This is a genomic window from Acidiluteibacter sp. (genome assembly GCF_055129545.1).
On the sequence record NZ_JBSRUB010000026.1, the window covers coordinates 16,155 to 39,298 of the forward strand.

Here is a 23,144-nt window from a genome sequence, read left to right on the forward strand (position 1 = left end):
ATAACGCTGTTGGTTCTAATTCATCAATTCTAATTCTTTCGCTTTTCTGGATTCAACCAGTTCTGGGTAGATATTGGAGAAGGAAACGGCTTTTCCATTCACTTGTTTAAAAATCATATCACTGTTCAGGTCACTTAATTTAGTGCATCCTGCAGCAGAAAATACTTCCAAGAAATCTTTCACCGTACTTTTTTGGTAGTTGGTGACGCGTCGCCACTTGTCTTCTACAACCAAGCCTCTGAATAAATTTGGGTTATTGGTCGCTACACCAGTCGGGCAGGTGTTCTTGTGACATTCCAATGCCTGAATACATCCTATCGCCAACATCATTGCTCTTGCTGAGTTGCAAATGTCTGCCCCTAAACAAAGTGCTTTGTAAATGTCAAAACCATCGATAATTTTACCTGAAGTAATGACTTTAATATCCTCTTTCAAGCCATAGTTTCTTAACGTTTTTACCACAAAAACCAATGCGTTTTCCCATGGCATCCCAACGTGGTCTGAGAATACAATTGGAGCAGCACCAGTTCCGCCTTCAGCACCGTCAACAGTAATGAAGTCAGGCATTATACCCGAAGTTTTCATCGCATCACAAATGGCCTCAAATTCTTTGGTATTTCCGATACATAGTTTAAATCCGATTGGCTTACCACCTGATAATTCACGCAATTGAGCCACGAATTGTAACAATCCTTCAGCTGAGTTGAAAGCAGTATGAGCAGAAGGAGAATGAACGTCTGTCCAAGGTTTAATACCTCTAACTCTGGCGATTTCTTCTGTGTTTTTTGCAGCTGGAAGCATTCCCCCATGTCCTGGTTTTGCCCCTTGAGATAGTTTAATTTCTATCATTCTAACGGTTTCAATGGCTGCACTTTTTACAAACCTTTCTGCAGAGAAGTTACCGTCATCAGCACGACACCCAAAGTATCCAGTTCCAATTTGGTACACTAAATCTCCTCCCATTCGGTGGTAATCAGAGACACTTCCTTCTCCTGTGTTGTGATAAAAACCACCGCCTTGAGCACCTTTATTTAGTGCCATGATTGCATTTTTACTCATGGAGCCAAAACTCATTGCTGATATATTTAGAATACTTGCATCATAAGGATGTTTGCATTCTTTTCCTCCGATTTTAACTCTCGGTGGTTCAGCCATCAATTTTGATGGATAGATTGAATGCATGGTCCACTCAGCACCGTCTTTCTGTAAATCTGTCTCCGTTCCAAATGGGTGAGTCGGAATCTGAAGTTTTGCACGAGAATAGATATACGTTCGTTGATTTCTATTTAATGGTTTTCCATCAGTATCTGATTCGATAAAGTATTGTCTAATTTCAGGTCCAATTCCTTCTAGTAAATATCGAAAGTGTCCGATAATAGGGAAGTTTCTTAAAATCGTATGTTTCTTTTGGGTTAAATCGTAAACTCCAACTGCAGTGATAATAACGGCAATTCCTACAATACTTGGAATTGGGAAGAAAATTAGGAGGTAGGCAAACGTAAAAAAGCTAGCGATAGCAATGAAAAAGCGAACAATTTTTTTCATAATCAGTTGAATTGAATATTCGGCAAATGTAGTTAATCCCTTTAATTTGGAATTTCAATTTACTAAAATCTTACAACTGATGAAAGGAGGGGCCTGCGACTTTATAAATGTGGCAATCGTCGGCACCTATTTCGTATTCTAACTGAACCTGAGTGCTATCATTTATTTTTCCAACAAATTGAAATGACTCCGATTTGTTTTTTAGAATACTTGAATAGGAGTCATTTAAAACTTCGTAGCTGTTCTCGAATAGTGGAGTGTTTGATTGAGGACGAATCGTGTCGCTATTGAGTTTTCTAACGGTATAGAATTCAGTTAATGAATCACCATCGATTTCTACAGTTATAAATCTGAATTCTTCTGTGCAACTTATTGGAGGATCTACCACTACTTTGTCACAACTAATTAATAATGAAAATAGTATTGAATAGATCGGTAAGATTTTCATTTGATGTATTAACTGTTGATTACTCTAGTTTTGGATAATTTGTCATGAAGCCCGCTGCCTTCTTTCCCTAAAAAAGTAAATGTTTCAAAAGGAATAATTCGGCAAATGCTGCGGATAAATACTTTATTAAAGTTAGGAAGGTTTCCATTTAAATCAATCACTTTAGTTTTAGTGAAATATTTACCAACAGACCTACCTGTGAGGTATTCGATAATCGTATAGTAAATTAAAATGGCAATGGCTCCGATTACATAACCCAGTGCTTTCTCATATTCTGTGATTGCATCAACGGTTTCTGGCGAAATGATTCCCCACAAGATTCCGATAATGAATCCTATAACAATACTTAATAAGTATAGAACTACCAAGTCGATCAAGTAATTTAAGAATCGCTTTTCTTTACTTGCTAAATCCAATGCGTTAACTTGCTTGGTATTCAAATCAGTATTGATAGATTCCAAACGAGCAGTTGATTCAAAATTTTCACAAGAAGTTTCGAAGGCTGCTATTTCATTGGTTAAGCTACATGTAATGCCTTTGTCTCTATGAAAGGACTTGTTTATACAAACCTTGCAAAAGGTGAGGTGTTGTTCTCTAGTCATTATAATAGCTAAATGAAACTTAGGTTGAATTGATTTTATGGTTAAAAATAACTTTCTGTTTGTTTACCTTTTATATCATCATAGAATTTAGCAGTACAAATTTGCATGTATGGAATTAACCAAAAGAAACCGATCCCTAAAGTCAAAATACACAAAATCCCTAGACCAAGAAAACGCAGACACAATAGAAAATACTTCATTTTGTATCCATTCATCATTTCTTTGCTTTTGTCAATGGCTTGCATGCCACCAATACTTTCATTTTCTGCCATTATGTAAAAAGTCATGGCATAAGAAATTCCTGCAATAATTCCTGGAATAATCAATAATAAGCTCCATAGAATGATAAATACTACCATTAAAATGTAGGCTACAATTGCTTGCGGTAAACGATTAAATCCACTAAAAATCTGTTCGATGTTTGGATTTTTATCTCTTGATAATGAAATTGCAAAAATAGCGGCGCCAATTGAAAATGGTCCAGCAATAATTAGAGTAATAATTTGTCCAAATATAGGGACTGCCCCGACAGCTCCAATAATTATAATATAGACTACATAAGTAGCAATCGCTAGTCCCCAATTGCCTTTTAATGCTTGTAATGCTTGATTTGAGATTTCGCTGTTTGATGCATTCATAATAAATCAGTTTGGATTGAGAAATCTAAAATAGTACAAAAAGTGAAAAGTACAAGAAGTTTAGATCAGAAATTAGCATGTATGTTAGGCAATTTTAAGTTGTGAATTGTTCACGTTGAAAGAAAGGAGATACGTTAATCCATTCTTATTTTCAACATGAATTACTCCATCTAATTGATCGGTAAATAGTGTGATTAATTCTCCACCCATGCTTTCAGGATTTTTTAATTCTCCTTTCATTTTATCATTACCAATGCCATTGTCCCCAATTGAAAGTTCAAAATGCGAATCAGCAGACAAATTTAAATGCAACTTAATTATTCTCTTTTTTTGATCTACAAATGCATGTTTTAATGAATTTGTAGTGATTTCATTGATGATTAGACCAAGCGGCATTGCATACTTCATATCGAGGTCAATGTTTGGAATGTTAATGTCTAAATCAATTGTATTTCCATCTGAATGGATTTCAATAAGATTAATCACAATACTCTTAATGAAGTAATCAAGATTAACCACTTCAAAATTTCCAGTCACATAGATGGATTCATGCAATGAAGCAATGGCTTGAATTCTATTTTGGCAATCGGATAAAATGACTTTTAGATCAAGGTTATTCGTTTTGTTTGATTGTAAACCCAATAGACTATTTACTATTTGAAAATTATTTTTTACGCGGTGATGCGTCTCTTTTAGCAGGGTTATCCTAATTTCATTTTCTTTTAAGATGAATAATTTTTTTTCCAAAATAATTCTTTTGTTTTCTGAATCATTTAACTGAATACTTAGATAAATCAAGTGGATTCCAGAAAGAGAGATGAAAATAATGGTACTTAAAGCTATGCCAAAGTCTATATTCATTCTGACTTCACTAGAAAAATAGAGTAAAGAATAACTGATTAAAATAGGGAAAAGGATAATTAGGGGGATAAATTTCCAAAATAGTCTACTTCCAACCTTTTTCAAGTTAACAATGTTTTTGAATGCAATACTGGGATATTTAAACATCATTAACGTTGAAATAGATAAGAAAATCAACGTAGTAGGGAAAGACATAGTTTGAAAGAATGGGAGCTTATGTTCAATGGGAATAAACAAGACGAATGTGATGATTGAAATAAAAGCAATCACAAGCACTGTAAAGAAGAATGCACTACATATTCTGTTCTCTCCTTTTTTGGAAATTAAACTACAGGTGATTCCCAAGGAGGTAAGAATAAATGAGACAGAGGTGCCGGGTGACATTCTTCCACTAATATTGGGAGAAATCGTGTCTACAATAAAAAGGTTATCTAATTCTAGCGCTATTGGATAATAATATTCTAACAATGAAAGGAAAGAGAATAGAAACACAAATCCAACGAGTATAACAGTAGCTAGTTTATTTATCCTCCCCTTTTTGATATCCAAAGCAGCACAAATTGCAATCAAAAAAGTGAGTAGTGCAGTGTTGAATTTGATAGTGACACTCCCATTAATAAAACTAACTAAAAATGGAATATTTAGGATCCAACCAATCATTGCAATTATTGAAATGAATAGTATTGTTCCAAGTAAAAAGCGCTCTATGTATGGTTTTGAGTATCGAAGCATAGTCCTTAAGTAGTTAATAAGGACTAATTTATACATTAAATATTATAAATTTTCTTTTTCATAAATAATATTTGCTGTTTGACTTTGAGTAGTGTCAAGAATACACCTACAACCTCAAAGAAATATGGATTATTTCAATAAAAAATAATTTATTCCTAGATCGTTTTCTCAGAATCAGCAATCATAATATTGAGTTCTTTTAATTCTGTTTCGGTCAGATCTCGCCATTTTCCCACTGGAACATCCAGATTAATGTTCATGATACGGATGCGCTTTAATTTGGTGACTTGATATTCTAAATAATCACACATTCTACGAATTTGACGATTCAACCCTTGAGTTAGAATAATTTTGAATTCATAGGTACTTAGCTGTTCCACATAACATTGCTTCGTCATTTGGTCAAGAATAGGGACCCCATTGCTCATTTTTCGAATAAAAAATGGATTGATTGGTCGGTTGACCGTCACAATATATTCTTTCCCATGGTTGTTTCGAGAGCGTAAAATTTTGTTCACGATGTCTCCATCATTGGTCAGTAGAATCAATCCTTCACTAGGTTTATCTAATCTCCCAATTGGGAAAATACGTGTTGGATAATTAATAAAATCAATGATGTTGTCTTTTTCTACTCCAGTATCTGTGGTGCAAACAATACCTACCGGCTTGTTAAAGGCAATGTAAACTGGTTTTTCTTTAGGAGCTATAACTGATTTGCCATCCACGCAAACTTCATCACCTTCAACGACTTTAGTGCCCATTTCTGGCACTTTCCCATTGATGGTGATTCGTCCTTCTTCAATCAACTTGTCTGCGGCTCTGCGTGAGCAATAGCCAACTTCACTGAGGTACTTATTGATTCGAGTAGACGAGCTGTTTTCCATGGATGAGATTTGAGTTTGCAAAATAAGGCAAAAAACCGCTACTTTGAGATGGATTCTCCTATTTCAATGAGTTTCAAAGTGGTTTTCCAATTGCGGGTCGTTGCGATCACTTTTAGTTTGTTTTCCAATAAGTTGTTGCTCAATTTAGAGGCGCTTACTTTTTCATCATACAATAAATAAGCGGTTTGATTCTCAATCGTATATTGATCTCTACCAACATTAAATTCTCCTAATTTTTCTATGCCTTCAGAAGTTGGAGAAGTTTTGAAATGAGAAATGTATAGCTTCTCAATAGCCGGACTAGTTTTTAAATAAGGATTGTCTGATGCTGTTTTTTTATACTGGTTGAATCCGATCACAATCACCGAAACTTCAAAACCGAATAGCTGTTCAATTGCTTGTTCAAGAATCCTTTCGAGTTTTTCTGAATCTGTTTCGTCCGATTGAAATACCACATTTCCACTTTGAATGTAAGTGGAGGCGTTCTTCAATTTTAGTTTTTCTAGAAGCGTTCTCAAATCGGCCATGGGTACTTTTCGGTGGCCTCCCACGTTGATTCCTCTGAGTAATGCGATGTGAGTTTTCATCATTTTATTTTTTGATCCAGTCAATTAATTCATTGGTATTGATAATGCTCCAAGAGTGGGGATGTCTGGCCCCATTACTTCTATAGCCTTTATCTTGCGTTTCAATTAACTCCAATTGAGTAAAATCTGCATGCTGATTGTTGTAAAACTGTTGAAGTGCATAGGAGTTCGTTTGATTAAAATCTGCTTGTCGATTCTCTTTCCACCACAAGGAGTCAGGTTCAGTATATAACCTCACTTTTATTGATTTTAAGTGCGATACGTTGTTGTAATTTTTGATCTCATTCACAATGGGCGAATGAACCGCAAATGAATCTGGAAAATGATTTTCTTCTCCAACAATACTATCTAACAAGCCGATTAATAAATTGGATTCTTCTACAGATGGTGCGGAAAAATTGCGCTCAATATTGAGTGAAGATGAGCGATAAATGTTCCATAAGTCAATCGGTGGATCTACTACAAACACTCCTTTCGGTTGGTATTTGTTGTTTTGTTCGATTAAATAATCAGAAAGTAATAATGAGACATTTCCACCACCAGAATAACCACCAATGGTGATATTTTGAGTATTTAACTGATAGTAATCTATGATTTCATTGAAAAAGTCTTTCAACATATTTCTTTCAAACGAATCCAACGATAGTCGAAAATTAAAATTGAGTAAAACCACCGTAATGCCATTGGTATAGGCACTATCCAAAATGTCAAACTCTTCTTTTGTATGATTGGCATCGCAGGAAAAACAAGGAAATAAAAAAAGGGTAGCAGTCTGTTTTTCAGCATAATGAATTTCAAATTCATCTGTGGTTACTACATTGTTTTTTTCAGTTGCGGTGTCTTTCAGCTCAACAGGATTTGAACAGGAAAATAAGAGAAACAGCGCACTAATTGAAAGGATGTATCGCATGGATTGTTTTTTGGCCTAAAGATACCATACTCTGCAATTATTGCCTTATAAAATCGTTTTCACTTTCGTAGAATTTTGTACCCTTTTTAATCCTTGCAACAGATAGTGGATAATCCTATTTTTGAATCCTACCTTAAACGCTTTTAATTGTCAGAAAAACCCTTGCACATTCTTTTTTTACCAAAGTGGTACCCAAATGAGTACGATTTTTTCGACGGTAATTTTATTGAGAATCATGCGCATGCTGTAAAATTAGTAGCCCACGTCTCAGTGATATTTGTGCATTCAGAGCCTAAACCGGAAAATAATTACCGATTGACTCAACAAAACAATCAAGGCATTAATGAGATTCGAGTGTTTTTCAAAAAGGCGACTTCTAAAATTGGTGTGTGGAACAATTTAGTTACCCTTTTTCGATATTTTCAAGCACAACAATTGGCCTACAAGCAATTACTAAAGACTCATGAAGCGCCTGATTTGTCGCACATCCATGTGTTGACTCGTTCGGCGTTGTTGGCGATTCATCTAAAAATGAAACAAAATATCCCGTTTGTTATTACCGAACATTGGTCGGGTTACCTGAAAGCGAATGGACTGTATAAAGGATTTTTGAAGAAATTGGGAACAGAATTGGTGGTGAAACAAGCGAGTGGAATCACGACAGTTTCTAGCCAACTGAAAGAAGCCATGCAAGGACATCGATTATTTGGAGAGTATACCGTTATCCCAAATGTGGTAGATACGAAGGTATTTGTTCCCTTTGAAACGAATCATCCACGAACAGAGATCTTATTTGTAGGGAATTTGTTGCAAATGCCCAAACGGATATTGGACATTGTTCGCTCGATGAATGTGTTGAAACAGCAATATTCAAATTTTCATTTGTCCATAGTTGGTGAAGGCGTAGATGAAAAAGCCTGTCAAGAATTAATCAATGAACTATCGTTGAACCAAGAAGTAACGCTGAAAGGAACTTTAAATAGAGTAGAAGTAGCTCAAGTGATGGGCGAATCTGATTTCCTCATCTTGTTCAGTTATTTTGAAAATCAACCCTGTGTCATTAACGAAGCCTTGTCTTGCGGTATTCCCATTGTGGTTCCTGATATTCCCGGAATTGCAGAACGAATGAATTCAGAGTTAGGGATAATGGTACCAACAGGTGATTTGGAAGCGTTTGAAGCAGCTTTATTGCAAATGTGTAATGAACACAACAACTATAGTAAAAAGTCAATTCGTGCTTTTGCAGAACGAGAATACAGTGAACAATCTATAGGTCAGCAATTTTTGACTGTGTATAAAAAAGCATTGAATCATGGATAAACCAATCAATATCCTGCGTTTTGGAGTCATGATAGATGGTTTTCAGCTTAAGCAATGGCAGATGACTGTTGTGGACCGGTTGATTCAGGATGCATCCAATCAATTGGTGGTGGTAATTAAAAATGATACTGAAAGCAGTTACGATGCGTCAAAGATACCGTTGGGATACCGATGGATTGAACATCAATTAAGACAGCTAAAAGTACTGCAACCTTTTGATAGTCGCCATTTATTTTCAGAAGTTGCAGTAGAATCCATAACACCGGTTAAAAAAGGAATTTCAAATTACATTTCTACAGAAGATTGCGATATATTGAAAGCCTATGAATTGGATTTTGTGATTCGATTTGGTTTTGGCATTATTAGGGGTGAAGCACTTGACTTGCCAACTTATGGCATTTGGTCGTTTCACCATGGAAACCCTGAACAATACAGAGGCGGACCTCCGGGGTTTTGGGAATTTTTGCATGGAGTACCAACCAATGGGATTATCTTGCAGCGATTGACTAATGAGTTGGACGCAGGAGTCATACTGCGAAGAGGAACAATTAGGTGTCGATCGCATTCCTTTTTAGAGCACATCGAACGGTTGTTTACCGTTGGTATCGATTTTCCACGTTGGGTAGCAGATGCCATTCGCAGTAATCAGCCACAGCTTTTTAATCAACCATTGCAACTAAAAGGTCCAATCTATAAAGTGCCCTCCAATTGGAAGGTGGGATTATTCTATCTTAAAATTGCGAAAGCGAAAGTGAATTTTCACAAGGCCCAATTGTTTCAATCTGAGATTTGGAACAGTGGAATAGCGAATAATTTTAATTGGAATAATTTAAAAATTAGCAACATATCTTGGCTGCCTGAAGTTAATGTTGATGCTTATCAAGCAGATCCTTTTTATAATATTAAGACCAATGAACTTTTTTTTGAGTGGTACAATTACCAAACAGGAAAAGGGAAAATAGCCAAACGATACTTCAACAACGGAAATTGGAGCGACCTAGAAACTGTCATTGACAATGGAACACACTTCTCCTATCCCTATTTGGTGGATCATAATGATAAGCAGTACCTTTTACCAGAGAATTACGAAGCCAATGAAATTGCTTTATATAAAAAAGGAGACGATCAATTTCAACAAAAGAAAGTGTTGTTGAAAGGCAGTTGGGTAGATGGGACTTTATATTTATACAATGATAAATGGTGGCTGTTTTGTTCGCCTCAGCAACATTCAAATGAGGAGTTGCACCTGTTTTATTCCGATGAGTTAGCGGGCGAATACTTGCCGCATGCGTTGAATCCTATAAAGATAGACGTTAGAGGAGCACGCCCAGGAGGACCGCTATTTATTGATGATAAAGGCAGATTGATTCGACCTGCTCAGAATTCAACGCACACTTATGGCGGATCAGTTATTTTACAGCACATTCAGGAAATGACCACTACAACCTATTTAGAAACCGAAATAGGAGAGGTATTGCCTGATGCCAACTCAAAATACAACAAAGGGTTACATACTTTTAGTAAAGTAGGAGGAAGATACATTATTGATGGAAAACGATTTGTATTTAATTTCTCTCACTTTAAACGAGAATTGGCTCGAAAAATTAGAAAAGTAGTCGGCTAGAGCTTCTTTATTAAAGGGACTAAAATTATAGAAACCATGATTTCTATACTTGGCTTAATTAATGGCGATTGCTGGATGTGGTTTTTCAAATTAGAGTATTCTTAGGCCAAAATTACTGCCGCAATTTCTTTAAATTAGATTCATACAAAGCCACAAACTCATTGCCCGTCATTCGTTTGATCAATTCACCAATTAATTCAAACGGGATTTGATCTATTTTTTTAAATCGAATGCAACTCTTACCCATATCGAGCTTGGATTTACAGTGTTTGGGGTATTCAGCTACGAACCACTGCATCAATTCCTCATTCATATACACACCGCTGTGGTAGAGTGCAATGAAGTTCTTTTGAGAAGCAATGTGGATAAACGGTAATGGTAACTTTGGATTAACATGGTATCCATCTGGGTAAACCGAATGAGGGATCACATATCCAATCATCCCGTAATTGATGCATTCTTCTATTTCAGCAGTTAGATTGGCTTTAATAATTTCTCGCAGTTGCTGCATAACAGCCTGACGTTCTCTAGGTATTTTTGAAATGTATTCGTCTGGAGTGGATGCTTCTATTTGCATGAGGAGGAGGGTTTATTAAGGCAAATATAAATGAAAATATAAAATACGTTTAACCTTAAAACTCGCTTTTGTGTAACCTTCTCCTCAAATCGATATTCAATTTCTATAGTTTTTGAGGAGAAAGATATTACTTCGTAAAGAGGTGGTATGAATTAATTTAAAGAGATATATCTAGTTGTTTATGAAATTCTTATGGCTTGTTTTAGGTTCGTTTTGAATCTTAAAAGCTATTAGGAAGAGTGAGAATTTAAAGACTTTGTTTGCTCTGGTACATAGATTGAACTCTTTTTATTAAATATCAACTTAAAACTGAAAATATGAAAATCAATTTAAAGCAAAAAACGATAATGGTTTCATTATCTATAGCCATTGCAGCAACGACAATAACAAGTTGTGGAACAAGTAAAGGGGTACAAGGTGGAGCAGCAGGAGCAGCTGGTGGAGCCATCATTGGAGGAATCATTGGAGAAAATAATGGAAGCACAGCAACAGGTGCCATTTTGGGTGCTGTTATAGGTGGAGCAGCCGGTGGAGCCATCGGTGCATACATGGATAAACAAGCCCGCGAAATTGAAAAGGACATTGAAGGTGCAGATGTGGAAAGAGTAGGGGAAGGGATTAAAATTACCTTTGACTCCGGTTTATTGTTTGAGGTCAATAAATCGTCATTGAATGAAACTACCAAAGCAAACTTAAGAGAATTAGCAGAGACTTTAGAAAAGTACGGAGACACGGAAATTCTTATTGAAGGTCACACAGATAACACTGGTAGCGAAGACTACAATAAAACGTTGTCTAAAAAAAGAGCGCGCGCAGTTTCTGATTATATAAAAGGATTGGGCGTTTCAGGTTCTAGAATTTCCATCGTTGGATATGGAGAAGAACAACCCATAGAATCAAACGATACCGAAGTAGGAAAACAAGCCAACAGAAGAGTAGAAATGGCGATTTTTGCCAACAAAAAATTGAAGAAGGCCGCAGAGAATGGCGAGCAATTGGATTAATATTTATGAGAGGGTTGTTTAATAGTTAACGAGGAATGCAGATGTCTGCACTCCTCGTTTTTTTTAATCTTTACATAAAGACATGTATATTTTCTCGCCAGTCAGCTTATCATCTTTAAAAGGCATCAATACCAAATAGTTTTTGCTTATTTCCATGATTTTAAAAACAACATAGTCATCCTTATCTCTATTTGGCGTTAAGTAAAGCAGTTTAGCTTTTACTCGAATGGAATATTTACCCACCTCAAATTTTCCATTTATCACAAAGTTGACGTCTTTGTTTTGATACGCCATAATTTTAAAGGTTTTGTCGTATTCTCCTTGTTCACCTTTTTTCGTAGTAAAGCCGTCATAGGACCAACAGTTTTTTATATAGTTTTCCACTCTCTCTTCAAAAGATTCTTGCTCTTTAATTTCAAAAGTTTGAATACTGTTATTGATCTTGTTTATTGCTTGCATTCTATCCAAAAGAATCAAGGAGTTTGGTACAAATTCTAATCCCCTTTGAATGGATTGCTTTACTTTTGACATGTTACCATTTTTGTAATAGTAGTTAGCAATATCAACATACATTGCAGCAAGGTAGCTTTCATCGTAATTTGTTGATGGATTATCTTTTAAATTCTTCTCAAAGTCTGAAAGACGTTCCATTCCTTCGTTGAATTTACCATAAGTGACATATTCACGGATTACTCGCATTTTATAATAATTATAATACTGCTGAATGGTTGGATCTGTTTTTAAAATATCAAACTTCATCATGTATTTGTCCAAAGAATCGATGTTTTCCTTATGTTTTCTATCCGTCAACATGTGAAAAGTAGCCATACTGATAATATTTTCTTTCAATTCAAGGTTCTCAGGATTTAACTTATACGCAATCGACAGCTCTTCAAGTGCTTCTGGATATTTTTTTTCTACTTGATAAACATAGGCTAGTCGAAACCTGTAATTCAACTCAAATTCCTTTAAATCAATTGAGGTGTCAACTGCGGCTTTAAATCGTTCGTAATACTTTTTATACACAAGTATGTTTGGTCTCAATACCATTAATTCATTGCTTACATATTGAAAGTGATTCAATCCTATCGATTCGTACTGAGTGCCTTTAGTATTTAAGTTTACCAATTGGGCAAGCGAAAGTGGATCAAATTGATTGGTTGTTTCGCATTTTGCCAACACATTAATCAAAGCATAATTGGTCATGAATTGAATACTCGCAGACGGGTATACCTGATAAGCTTTGTCTAGAAAGTAAGCTGCTTCTGTATAGTTGGTTTGGTTGTATTTTTCAACTCCTTTGTTGTAGTAAAGTAATGCCGCTAATTGTTTGTCATTAATTACTTTATTGGTGTCGTAGTATTGGTCAAAAAGTGTCTCTATTGAATTGTTCTCAAATTCCACCTCTGAGATGAGTTTATTGGCTTTTAGGAAATTAACGTATTCTTTTTGAGTTTTATAGTCAAATACAAACGTTCCTTGAAGTGGTAATGTGCTTTCTACCAGTATTTTTTCTCCCTTTGGGTCAGCAATTAAGTAGACGTGAGTTGGAGTTTCTCGAATTTCATAGTCGATGTTGAATCGATTAAATATCTGAACATACAGTGCAGTTGCCGAAACACAATTGTATTCTCCTTTCGTGAATAGCTGGTTGAAGTCAGCGTCAATGATGTACTTTTTTAACTTCGCACTATGGATGTTGGAGTAGATGGTTTTTATCTGCTTCTTCTTACTTTTTGACTTCAACTTTTCAGGGTCTAAGCCATTGTATAGTTGATCTATCTGTTTAGGTATTTTGATTTCATTCCCTTGTTGATATTCTAATGCTATCATTATTTCTAATGCATCCACATCAATGGAATCAGCAATTTTATCGAATACTGCTTGTTCATATGAACTCTTATATTGAGGAATAGAATCTTGAGCCGATACAAAAGAAGAGATTGTGAGCAATAACGTGATTAATGAAAGCGTGCGGGTTTTCATGATTGTATTTGTATGTAATTGTAAAAATTAGAAAAGAGCGATTATATTGAAGATGGTCTTTATTCAGATTCAAAATATTTATTCAAGTCATCCACCATTAATTGGATCACATGTTTGTAGTTTTCAGAAGTCGCTTCCGCCATGCTGGTCGCAAAAGTTTGAATCAATTCTTTTTTGTTTTTATACCCGTTTTTAAAAACTTCAGTGGTCTTTTTAGTTTCAAATGTATTTGCATGAACGACATTGCCGTTCTCTTTTAGTTGATAAGAAATGGCTAGCTCAGTATCTGAAGGACCTGCATAATCACCAAAAGTGTAAACATAAAAGAATACCAAATACACAAATAAACCCTGACTGACATATGGACCAACGGCTTGCACTTTATTGATTGTTAGTTCCAATTCATAAGCAGTTTTAGCACTATCCAATTGGAAGGTTCCCGAACGATTTACTTCTCTGCTAAAATTGTATTTCAATGCATCCTCCCAACTAGTTCGGTAGTTTGAAGCACCTTGATAACACATTTTACGAGACTCCCAATAATTAAAAGCCAATAAAGGAACAGCCCATCCTGTTTCTTTCACCGCTATGGTTTGATTTCGAATCGTTGGATCAATTTTTACAGAAGTAAGGGTCACTTTAATGTTACTTTTTTGATCAACTGGTTCAGAATCCATTAGGTATACCACCGTCTGTTTGTTGTATTCTAAGTGTTCTTGTACCTTTTTAGTGGAAGTACAGCTTGTGGCGATGAAAGCAAAAGCGATTAAGAGTAGAAGTGGGGAAGACTTTTGGATCATTTTTTATAAATAATGTATTTGATTCTATTTTTAACGATCTCTTTTCCAATTTCATTTTTTGAGGAGTCCATTGCTTTTTGATAAGCTACTATCAATTCATCTAACGCTGCATGTCCTTTTAGTTCGTAAAAGCAATCGGCTAAGAGCAGGTTTTTATGGAAAAGGAAATTTTCCCCCTCATATTTTTGAAGTGCTAAACTTGCAGCTTCGTAATCTCCTTTCATAAATTGACTAAAACCCACATAAAAGTGATGGATAGACAAGTTAGAATCGTGTGACTTTAAGAATTTTTCGATTTCGTCAGTGTTCATTTTCTTCAACAAGAAAGCAAATTGTTCCGTTTTTATTTTTTCGTTAGTGATCAAGTGTGGATTTTCGGAGGGCTTTATCAATTCATCAAAGACAATGCTGCGCTTCAATATTTCTTTGTCACCTCTATTGGCCAATTTAATATAGTCTTCTTGGTCTAAAATAACAAAGTAGTCTTTGAAGTCTGCAGCAGTAAGAAAAAGCAAGAAAAGCAGTGATACAGCAAGTTTGAGAATTGGTCGTAATGGCAAAGTTCTATTCTGTTAAGTTAATTTTTAGAGTGTCAATCAATGATTGAGAAGTCAGGTGATTGATTGCATACAATTATCAGCAAATTATTTAACTTATGTTGGGGTGTTGTATGCTTTTTGTATCGAGGGGGCACAAATATTATTCTATAATAATCTTTCCTGATGCAGCATCATCTCGGTTCTATTGGATGTCATCCAAAACAAATCTCTTCCTCTTTTTTTTCAATTTGTAAAAAATACTTTCAAATTTCTAATTCAAAAAAAAACTCCTTACCCAAATAGGATAAGGAGTTTAGAATAAAATATAAATTGTGGTTACTTCAATTTGTCTACCCCTTGGTTCCAAAGCACAAAACTCCATATGTCTGCCCATTCTTCGATGGTTTTTGACGTTGGTTTTCCAGCTCCGTGCCCTGCATTTACATCCACACGAATCAACAAAGGATTTTTGTCAGAGCCTTTCGCTTGCAATTCAGAAATGAATTTGAATGAGTGTGCCGGAACTACTCGATCATCATGATCGGCTGTTGTCACCATTGTCGCAGGATAATCCGTTCCTTTCTTTACATTGTGCAATGGAGAGTATTTATACAAATTATCAAAGCTTTCTTTGGTTTCACTGTCACCATATTCGCCAGCCCAAGCCCATCCAATGGTAAATTTGTGGTAACGCAACATGTCCAATACTCCAACTCCAGGCAAAGCTACTTGCGCCAAATCAGGGCGTTGAGTCATCACTGCTCCAATCAACAAACCACCATTGCTTCGGCCATGAATTGCCAATTTCTCGGTAGAAGTGTAGTTGTTTTTCTTCAAGTATTCTCCTGCAGCAATGAAATCATCAAACACATTTTGTTTCTTTTCTTTCATTCCGGCTTTGTGCCAGTCTTCGCCATATTCGCTACCACCACGTAAATTCGCTACCGCATAAATTCCACCTTGCTCTAGGAATACAGTTGTCTTAACGTCAAAATTAGGTTTGATACTGATGTTAAATCCACCGTATGAATATAGGAAAGTAGGGTTCTGTCCATCCATTTTTAACCCTTTTTTATGGGTGATAAACATCGGGATTTTAGTGCCGTCTTTACTTTCGTAAAACACTTGCTTGGTTTCGTAATCATCCCCATTAAAAGCTGTTTTAGCTTCATACCAGAGGGTAGACTCTTTGGTATTCATGTCGTACTTATAAATTGTTCCTGGCTTGGTATAAGAAGAGAAGGAGTAAAAAGCCAAAGAAGTGTCTTTGTCACCACTAAATCCTGCAGTTCCTAATCCGGGTAATTCTATGCCATGACTGAACGTTCCATCTTTCTGATAGATTTCTAATGACGTCACTACATCTTTCATATAAGAAGCCACCAACTGGTCGTTGGCGATGATAACATTGTTTAAATAGTCTTTCTTTTCTGGCAATACATCTACCCAGTTTTCTTTGGTAGGTTTCGTTAAATCTACCTTAACTAGTTTATTGTTTGGTGCGTTTACGTTGGTGAACAACAATACTTCACCGTTTTCATAACCCACTACATTTTGTTCATTTTCAAAATCATCAACCAAAGTGATGAAACCGTTATTTTTCTCCAATTCCTTCACCATTAAGGTATTTCCTGAAGTAGACTCCGAACCTGAAATAATCAATAACGTCTGTGCTTCATTTACACCTGCGTAAAAATTGCGTTCTGGATTTACTTTGTCTTCAAAAATCAACTCGTCAGCCGATTGTGGAGTTCCCAATTGGTGGTAATAGACTTTATGGAATTCATTTTTATTTGAGAATTCAGAACCGTCTTTTGGAGCATCATAACTACTGTAATAAAACCCGTCTTTGTACCAAGAGATTCCTGAGAATTTTACCCAACGCACAGTGTCGCTTAACATTTCCATTTTTTCCATGTCCATGACTTGGATTTCCAACCAGTCTGAACCAGCTTTTGAAACACCATAAGCCATGAATTCGGCATCTTTAGAAAAACTCAAACCATTCATAGCAGCGGTTCCATCTTCCGACCATTCATTCGGGTTCAACAATACCTTTTCTTCGCCTTCCAATCCTTCTTTGAAATACAAGATGTATTGGTTTTGGATCCCATCGTTTTTATAGTAGAAATAGTATTTTCCTTTATTAAAAGGAGTAGAGACTTTTTCATAGTTCCACAACTCGGTCAACCTGTTTTTGATTTGTTCGCGGTAAGGAATCTGACTTAAATAGTCAAAAGTAACCTCGTTTTGAGCTTTTACCCATTCTGCGGTCTCGTCTGATCTGTCGTCTTCCAACCATCGGTAGGGATCAGTTACAATTGTTCCAAAATAATCGTCTGACACGCTGTCTTTTCTAACTTCAGGGTACGGTTTTACTTTGATGTCCACACGAGTTTCGGCTTTCTTTTCTCCTTCACCACAAGCAAATAAGCTTAGAATAGAGGAGGCTATGATTAATTTTTTCATCGATTTGTTTTTGTTTTCAATGGTAAACTTAATCATTTGATTAAAATCAAAAATGGATTTAGTAAATCGAAAGGATAAATAGTACTTTAGACCTTGATTTCAAATCAAAAAATATGAAGAAAATAATTGCTGCTTTAATGGTTTGCATGATTGCAATATCTTGCTCTCAATCAACTGATAAAAAGTCCGAATCAAATAATCAAGATGGTCAATTTGAGGCATTCAAAACTGAGTTCATTGATCAATTGTGGAAAGTTTTTCCATCATGGGCCGCAGGAGAAGGCATGCACGACTATGATCAAGAATTGAGCATTCCCGATGAGGCAAATAGAGCAGAAGTTCGCTTGTTTTTGGATTCTTCTAAAGCGCGGTTGAATCGATTTAAAATGGAATCCCTTTCAGGAGGAAATACGACTGATTATTACCTGATTCGAGACTTTATTGAGGGGCAATATTTCAATGTCAATGAAATGAAATCCCATGAATGGAATCCTTCACAATACAATTTAGGTGGTCAATTCTTTACTGTATTAAATTATAGAGAGCATTCCATTGATCAGCGATTACAGAATATTTCAGTGAAACTGGATCGTGTCAAAAATTATTATACTGCTGCTAAAGAACAAATTAAATCACCGACATTGGTTCACACCAACTTAGCCATTCAGCAAATAAGAGGATCCATCAGTGTGTTTGACCAATCCATTAGAGATTCGTTAAAATCTTCCACTTTAAAGGAATCAGAGAAAAAGACAATCAATACAAAGTTAGATTCAGCCATTGCGGATATCAATGAATTTGCCACTTGGTTGGAAGTTGATTTGAAGCCATTGGTAGAAAGTGGAGAGCGAGCCATTGATTTCCGTTTGGGAGCAGATTTATATGAGAAAAAGTTCAAACACAACATGTCCTCTTCTTTTACGGCGAGAGAAATCTACCAAAAAGCGATAGAGCGCAAAAATGACCTGCATGGAAAAATGTTTGAATTAACACAAAAGATGTGGCCGAAATACATGGCGGATACTAAAATGCCTGAGTGGAAGGAAGACGCCATTAAAATGATGATTGACACTTTGTCTTCGATTCATGCGCACAGAGATTCATTTATAGTAACTATTCGAAAGCAAATTCCCCAATTGGAGCGCTTTGTTACTGAAAATGACTTATTGACTTTGGATCCTGAAAAACCTTTGATTGTAAGAGCTACCCCAGAATACATGAGGGGAATTGCTGGAGCGTCTATTTCTGCTCCTGGACCTTTTGATTTAGAAGCTGAAACGTATTACAATGTAACGCCTTTAGACGGTTACACTCCTGAGCAAGCAGAGAGTTATCTGCGTGAATACAATCAATATGTTTTGCAAATATTGAATATCCACGAAGCCATTCCGGGCCATTATACACAGTTGATCTACAGCAATCAGTCGCCAAGTTTAATCAAGAGTATCTTAGGAAATGGAGCCATGATGGAAGGCTGGGCAGTGTATTCTGAATTGATGATGCTGGAGAACGGATACGGTAAAAATTCAGATGAATTGTGGTTGATGTATTACAAATGGAATTTGAGAACGGTGTGCAACACTATTTTGGATTACGGCGTTCATGTTTTGAGCATGAATGAAGAAGAAGCCCTTCAATTGCTGATGAAAGAGGCATTTCAGCAAGAAGAAGAGACGAGAGGAAAATGGAGAAGAGTGCAATTGTCGTCAGTGCAATTGTGCAGCTACTTTACAGGATTTTATGAAATTATGGATCTGCGTGAAGAATTAAAGAAACGAAAAGGCACCGATTTCGATCTGAAAACCTTCCATGAAGAATTTCTAAGTTTTGGAAGTGCACCCGTGAGGTATATTCGATTGTTGATGATGAATTAGGGTAGTTTACTCATAAAATTCATCTAAACTAACTTCGACATCATAATTTGATGTGTTTTTTAAATCGTGGAACCAGTATAGTGAAGAAACAATAGAAAATGAAACTGAAGTATCGGATTTAGCTGTTTGAGCAGTTTGCCATAAAATATCTTTTGCATCTGGAAAATCTCCCTTCACTAATTGATCTGAGAAAAGCCTTTTCAATAATGTATTTTCAGGCATACCAAAAGCGATTAATCTTAAAAGTTGAATTTCTGTCCATTTGTCAAGGTCCTTTAACGCATCTAATTTAGTGGCTGTTATTTCTAAATTAAACTGAACTGCTTCAGGATGTGGAAATTTCCCATTAAACGCTTTGTATAACAGTTGACCTGCATTAAAAAACTTTTCATGAAAAGATAGCTCTGGGTACTCTTCCCACATTTTTTCATTGACAATTTCATTGGATAGATTATCAATCTGACCAATACTTAATGAGTCGCTAAATAAGTATTTCAATACAATTTTAGCTGCTTCATTTGTTTCAAAATCAGTTAAACTCAAGAAACACATTTCTTTAATTTCTTCATCCTTAATCTCAGAAACTCCTTGATAATCCATTAATTCAAGTAAATCTTTAAAGTTTTGGAGATTCCAAGCATTTGGTAATTCTTCAATTGTTTTGAATTTTGAAACCTGAATATTAAATTTTGCGTTCATCATTATTAATTTTTCTAATTGGTTAAGTGATTTTTATTTTTTGATAAATTGATCATTGAAATTAAAAATCCACTTAGCATTTCGATTGAAAACTCCCTAGTATTACAATTACTATGGCATTATGTCCGTTTCTCTATTTCTTCCTGATTCCCTTGATAAACTGTGCGACTAGGTAATGGAATTTTGATTCCTTCCTTATCCAATGCTTTTTTAACGGCTTCTAATTGTTCCCAGTAAGCGGGCCAGTATTCAATGGATTCTACCCAGCATCTTGCCACTAATTTCAGTTCGTAATCTCCGATGGCATCTAACCAAACATCAACAGGTAAATGCTTTGCTAATTTTGGGTGAGCACTCATTGCCTTTATAATGATCGGTCTTAGTTGATCGATGTCAGCATCAAAAGAAAATTTTAGATTCAAATCCACTCTGCGGTGGGGTTCCATCGTGCGGTTATCGACATCGCTATTGGACACATTTCCATTGGGCATGGTGATTATTCGTCCATCAAAAGTGATGATGCGCGTATACAGAATGTCAATTTTCTCAACATGGCCCAAGTTATTGTTGACATTGATTAAATCACCTACTTTAAATGGCTTGAAAACCAATATCAATAGTCCACCTGCAAAATTGGATAAACTACCCTGCAGAGCCAAACCGATCGCAATCCCCGCAGCACCAAAAATGGCGAGAAAGGAAGTTGACTTAATCCCCAAAATGGAACCAATTATGAAAATTAAAAATCCATAGAGCAGAAAAGTACTGAGGCTTTCTATAAACGTTTTAAGTGATAACTCTACATTTGATCGTTTCAAAACTCTACTCAGAATACGTTTTAGCACTTTTATCAGGAATAAACCGAGGACAAAACTGATTATCGCTATCAGCACATCTGGGCCAATTTCAATTAGAAAGTTGAGGATTTTTGATTTGAATGTAAAAAAAAGGTCTTTGTCCATATTATTTGTTGCTGGTAAATTACCAATAAAATTGGGCAATGAAAGGGATTCAATAAATTAACTAGATACTCACCTTTCTTGATATAAAAAGGAGCTATCTAGTTTATGGCAAATGAATCAAGCGATTAATCTGTTTTGATTTTGATTTCGCTTGCTACTTTTCCTGTTTCGGCATCAAATTGAATTCTTATAATTTGGTAAGAACATTTTTTACAGATCCCATCGAAGTAATAATAAGTGAGTTTATCGCCCAATTCATATCCTTTTCGGTTATAATGTTCTACTAATCCTCTTCTTAGTGTGATACTGTTCCAAATGGCGTGTGGATATTCTTCCAACACCTTTATTTTAGCATTCTCCAATGAAGTTAAATCTCCATTGGCCAATTGAATAGCGTATCCTAATTTTATTAAATTACTATCTTTTACATTGAATTTATTATCCAAATAAAAGGATAAGGAGTCTATTAATGAAGCGTCGGTATACAAATGATATTTAGCCTCAACCCCTAAAAGAGTAGTGTCAAATCGAATGCTGTCCTTCGGTAATAAACTGTCTGGTACTTTTGTTATTTCATTTTGAACCAAAATCGTGTCCAATCTAAAAGTAGGCTCCATCGTTACGTTTCGATTCAAATAATCTCCCATGTAATTTTGAATCGATTCAATTGATTTTGCTCTTGGATCAACTTTAACAATGACTTCTTTTTCAGTAGAACTTTTTGTGGTGCTCTTTTTTTTGGTTTGCGCAACTGAAACTAAAGACAGCAATAATGCGAGGATGAATAGATTTGTTTTCATGATCTGAACTTAAGAAAATACGACTGTATTGTTATTGATGACTCCCAATGGTTTTCCAGTTAATTGCATTCCAATGAACGGACTATTTTTTGATTTTGAAACAATGGACTTTTTGTCCAAAGTCCAATTTTCATCAGGAGCGAAGAGTGTTAAGTTGGCAGCTTCACCGACTTTAATATGGATTGGTGCAAGATTCAATACTTTTCTAGGATTCTCGGCCAACTTTTCTATAATTTCTTCTAACTCAAGTTTGCCTTTTAATGCAGTGTTGGCTGCTCCAAATGCCGTTTGCAGATTAATGATTCCAAAAGCAGCATGATCAAATTCCCGCTTTTTTGCTTCAATGTCCTCAGGTTCGTGGTTGGAACTAATGACATCGATTGTATTGTTCTTCAACCCTTTTATCAATGCCGCAATATGCGTTTTGTCTCGAAAAGGCGGTTGTACTTTAAATCGAGTATCAAATTCTTCTAGATGACTATCATCCAGTAGGAGGTGAGCAGCGCTTACATCTGCGGTTACTTTTAGTCCTTTTTTCTTAGCGTCTTTGATCAATTCCACACTTTTTGCCGTGCTGATGGTTGAAAAATGCATTTTGCTTTCCGTGTATTCCAATAAATACAAATCTCTGTTCACAATAATTTCTTCGGCCAATGCTGGAATTCCCTTCAATCCTAAATGCATGCTTTTTTCGCCTTCATGCATCTTGCCTTTATAGCTCAAATCTTTGTGGTCTGCATAATTAATCACCAACCCATCAAAAGCTTTGCAATAGAGCAGGGCTGTTTTTAATAAATTCGGATTTTGGATAGATTCTTTTCCATCGGTAAAAGCAACGGCTCCTGCATCATGCATGTCAAATAATTCAGCCAATTCATGGCCGTGGATTCCTTTTGAAATGGCTCCCATTGGCAAAATATCCACCACAGCTCCTTTAGCTTTATTAATGATGTATTGAACGATGGATTTACTGTCAACTGCTGGTTCTGTAGCGGGTGAAAGTGCAACTGCAGTAAAACCGCCCTTTGCAGCAGCAGCGATTCCACTTTCTATGGTTTCTTTGTGCTCGTTGCCTGGGTCTGAAAAGTTGGCACATATGTCCAACCAGCCTGCAGAAACATGTAGATTTTTATGGGTGTAAACAGTGACTTTGTCAGGAGCGGTTAGTTTTTTACCAATTGCCTCAATCTTTCCATTATTAATGTAGATGTCAACAATTTGATTGTGAAATTCTGAATTCTTTGAAATCAATTTGGCCGATTGGATAAAAAGCTTCATTCTCG

21 protein-coding genes are annotated in these 23,144 nt (G+C 35.8%); 4 read left to right on the plus strand and 17 right to left on the minus strand.

The features are described 5' to 3' along the window. Window positions 1-15: 15 nt before the first annotated feature. The 8 genes from ACTB0X_RS12550 to ACTB0X_RS12585 form a co-directional block, all read right to left on the minus strand. Window positions 16-1,545 (minus strand): FMN-binding glutamate synthase family protein, encoded by a 1,530-nt coding sequence (locus tag ACTB0X_RS12550; RefSeq protein ID WP_463025380.1) that lies wholly within the window; start codon window positions 1,543-1,545, stop codon window positions 16-18. A gap of 70 nt (window positions 1,546-1,615) precedes the next feature. Then, entirely contained in the window at window positions 1,616-1,993 is a 378-nt protein-coding gene (locus ACTB0X_RS12555) for a hypothetical protein (RefSeq protein WP_463025381.1), read from the minus strand. Window positions 1,994-2,001: 8 nt separating this feature from the next. Next, window positions 2,002-2,595: an RDD family protein gene (locus tag ACTB0X_RS12560; RefSeq protein WP_463025382.1), complete on the minus strand. Its 594-nt coding sequence runs from the start codon at window positions 2,593-2,595 to the stop codon at window positions 2,002-2,004. A 41-nt stretch (window positions 2,596-2,636) separates the two neighbouring features. Beyond that, a complete protein-coding gene (locus ACTB0X_RS12565) occupies window positions 2,637-3,233 on the minus strand; it encodes a DUF975 family protein (protein ID WP_463025383.1) in 597 nt (198 codons plus the stop codon). An 84-nt stretch (window positions 3,234-3,317) separates the two neighbouring features. Next, window positions 3,318-4,826: a sensor histidine kinase gene (locus tag ACTB0X_RS12570; RefSeq protein ID WP_463025384.1), complete on the minus strand. Its 1,509-nt coding sequence runs from the start codon at window positions 4,824-4,826 to the stop codon at window positions 3,318-3,320. A gap of 155 nt (window positions 4,827-4,981) precedes the next feature. Then, entirely contained in the window at window positions 4,982-5,710 is a 729-nt protein-coding gene (gene rluF, locus ACTB0X_RS12575) for a 23S rRNA pseudouridine(2604) synthase RluF (protein WP_463025385.1), read from the minus strand. A 38-nt stretch (window positions 5,711-5,748) separates the two neighbouring features. Further along, window positions 5,749-6,297: a DUF1697 domain-containing protein gene (locus ACTB0X_RS12580; RefSeq protein ID WP_463025386.1), complete on the minus strand. Its 549-nt coding sequence runs from the start codon at window positions 6,295-6,297 to the stop codon at window positions 5,749-5,751. 4 nt (window positions 6,298-6,301) lie between these two features. Then, window positions 6,302-7,207, minus strand: coding sequence for a hypothetical protein (locus ACTB0X_RS12585; RefSeq protein ID WP_463025387.1), 906 nt, complete (start codon window positions 7,205-7,207; stop codon window positions 6,302-6,304). Window positions 7,208-7,354: 147 nt separating this feature from the next. Between ACTB0X_RS12585 and ACTB0X_RS12590 the strand changes: the two genes are divergently transcribed. Further along, on the plus strand, window positions 7,355-8,527 hold the full coding sequence (locus tag ACTB0X_RS12590; RefSeq protein WP_463025388.1) for a glycosyltransferase: 1,173 nt from the start codon (window positions 7,355-7,357) through the stop codon (window positions 8,525-8,527). Further along, on the plus strand, window positions 8,520-10,151 hold the full coding sequence (locus ACTB0X_RS12595) for a glucosamine inositolphosphorylceramide transferase family protein (RefSeq protein WP_463025389.1): 1,632 nt from the start codon (window positions 8,520-8,522) through the stop codon (window positions 10,149-10,151). The genes ACTB0X_RS12590 and ACTB0X_RS12595 overlap by 8 nt, the downstream gene beginning before the upstream one ends. A gap of 112 nt (window positions 10,152-10,263) precedes the next feature. On the opposite strand, the gene ACTB0X_RS12600 is transcribed toward ACTB0X_RS12595, so the two are convergent. Continuing rightward, the gene (locus tag ACTB0X_RS12600; protein ID WP_463025390.1) at window positions 10,264-10,728 is read right to left on the minus strand and encodes a DUF1801 domain-containing protein; all 465 of its coding nucleotides are present in this window, start codon (window positions 10,726-10,728) and stop codon (window positions 10,264-10,266) included. A 317-nt stretch (window positions 10,729-11,045) separates the two neighbouring features. Here ACTB0X_RS12600 and ACTB0X_RS12605 point away from each other — a divergent pair, with 317 nt between their 5' ends. Beyond that, window positions 11,046-11,732 (plus strand): OmpA family protein, encoded by a 687-nt coding sequence (locus ACTB0X_RS12605; RefSeq protein WP_463025391.1) that lies wholly within the window; start codon window positions 11,046-11,048, stop codon window positions 11,730-11,732. Window positions 11,733-11,795: 63 nt separating this feature from the next. On the opposite strand, the gene ACTB0X_RS12610 is transcribed toward ACTB0X_RS12605, so the two are convergent. From ACTB0X_RS12610 to ACTB0X_RS12625, 4 genes are all read right to left on the minus strand, one after another. Then, the gene (locus ACTB0X_RS12610) at window positions 11,796-13,718 is read right to left on the minus strand and encodes a tetratricopeptide repeat protein (RefSeq protein ID WP_463025392.1); all 1,923 of its coding nucleotides are present in this window, start codon (window positions 13,716-13,718) and stop codon (window positions 11,796-11,798) included. A gap of 59 nt (window positions 13,719-13,777) precedes the next feature. After that, window positions 13,778-14,518, minus strand: a complete 741-nt coding sequence (locus ACTB0X_RS12615; protein ID WP_463025393.1) for a hypothetical protein — start codon at window positions 14,516-14,518, stop codon at window positions 13,778-13,780. Beyond that, window positions 14,515-15,078 carry a hypothetical protein gene (locus ACTB0X_RS12620; protein WP_463025394.1) on the minus strand — a complete coding sequence of 188 codons (564 nt, stop codon included), beginning with the start codon at window positions 15,076-15,078 and terminating at the stop codon, window positions 14,515-14,517. Before ACTB0X_RS12620 ends, ACTB0X_RS12615 begins: the two co-directional genes overlap by 4 nt. A 315-nt stretch (window positions 15,079-15,393) precedes the next feature. After that, entirely contained in the window at window positions 15,394-17,526 is a 2,133-nt protein-coding gene (locus ACTB0X_RS12625; RefSeq protein WP_463025395.1) for a prolyl oligopeptidase family serine peptidase, read from the minus strand. A 113-nt stretch (window positions 17,527-17,639) separates the two neighbouring features. On the opposite strand from ACTB0X_RS12625, the gene ACTB0X_RS12630 reads away from it, so the two are divergent. Then, complete coding sequence (locus tag ACTB0X_RS12630; RefSeq protein ID WP_463025396.1) at window positions 17,640-19,400, plus strand: DUF885 domain-containing protein; 1,761 nt, start codon at window positions 17,640-17,642, stop codon at window positions 19,398-19,400. Window positions 19,401-19,406: 6 nt separating this feature from the next. Here the strand turns inward: ACTB0X_RS12630 and ACTB0X_RS12635 are convergent, their stop codons facing one another. The 4 genes from ACTB0X_RS12635 to ACTB0X_RS12650 form a co-directional block, all read right to left on the minus strand. Then, window positions 19,407-20,102: a hypothetical protein gene (locus ACTB0X_RS12635; RefSeq protein WP_463025397.1), complete on the minus strand. Its 696-nt coding sequence runs from the start codon at window positions 20,100-20,102 to the stop codon at window positions 19,407-19,409. A gap of 116 nt (window positions 20,103-20,218) precedes the next feature. Then, a complete protein-coding gene (locus tag ACTB0X_RS12640; protein WP_463025398.1) occupies window positions 20,219-21,061 on the minus strand; it encodes a mechanosensitive ion channel family protein in 843 nt (280 codons plus the stop codon). Window positions 21,062-21,186: 125 nt separating this feature from the next. Further along, window positions 21,187-21,861, minus strand: coding sequence for a hypothetical protein (locus ACTB0X_RS12645; protein ID WP_463025399.1), 675 nt, complete (start codon window positions 21,859-21,861; stop codon window positions 21,187-21,189). 9 nt (window positions 21,862-21,870) lie between these two features. Continuing rightward, the gene (locus tag ACTB0X_RS12650; RefSeq protein ID WP_463025400.1) at window positions 21,871-23,139 is read right to left on the minus strand and encodes a dihydroorotase; all 1,269 of its coding nucleotides are present in this window, start codon (window positions 23,137-23,139) and stop codon (window positions 21,871-21,873) included. Between the last annotated feature and the right edge of the window lie 5 nt (window positions 23,140-23,144).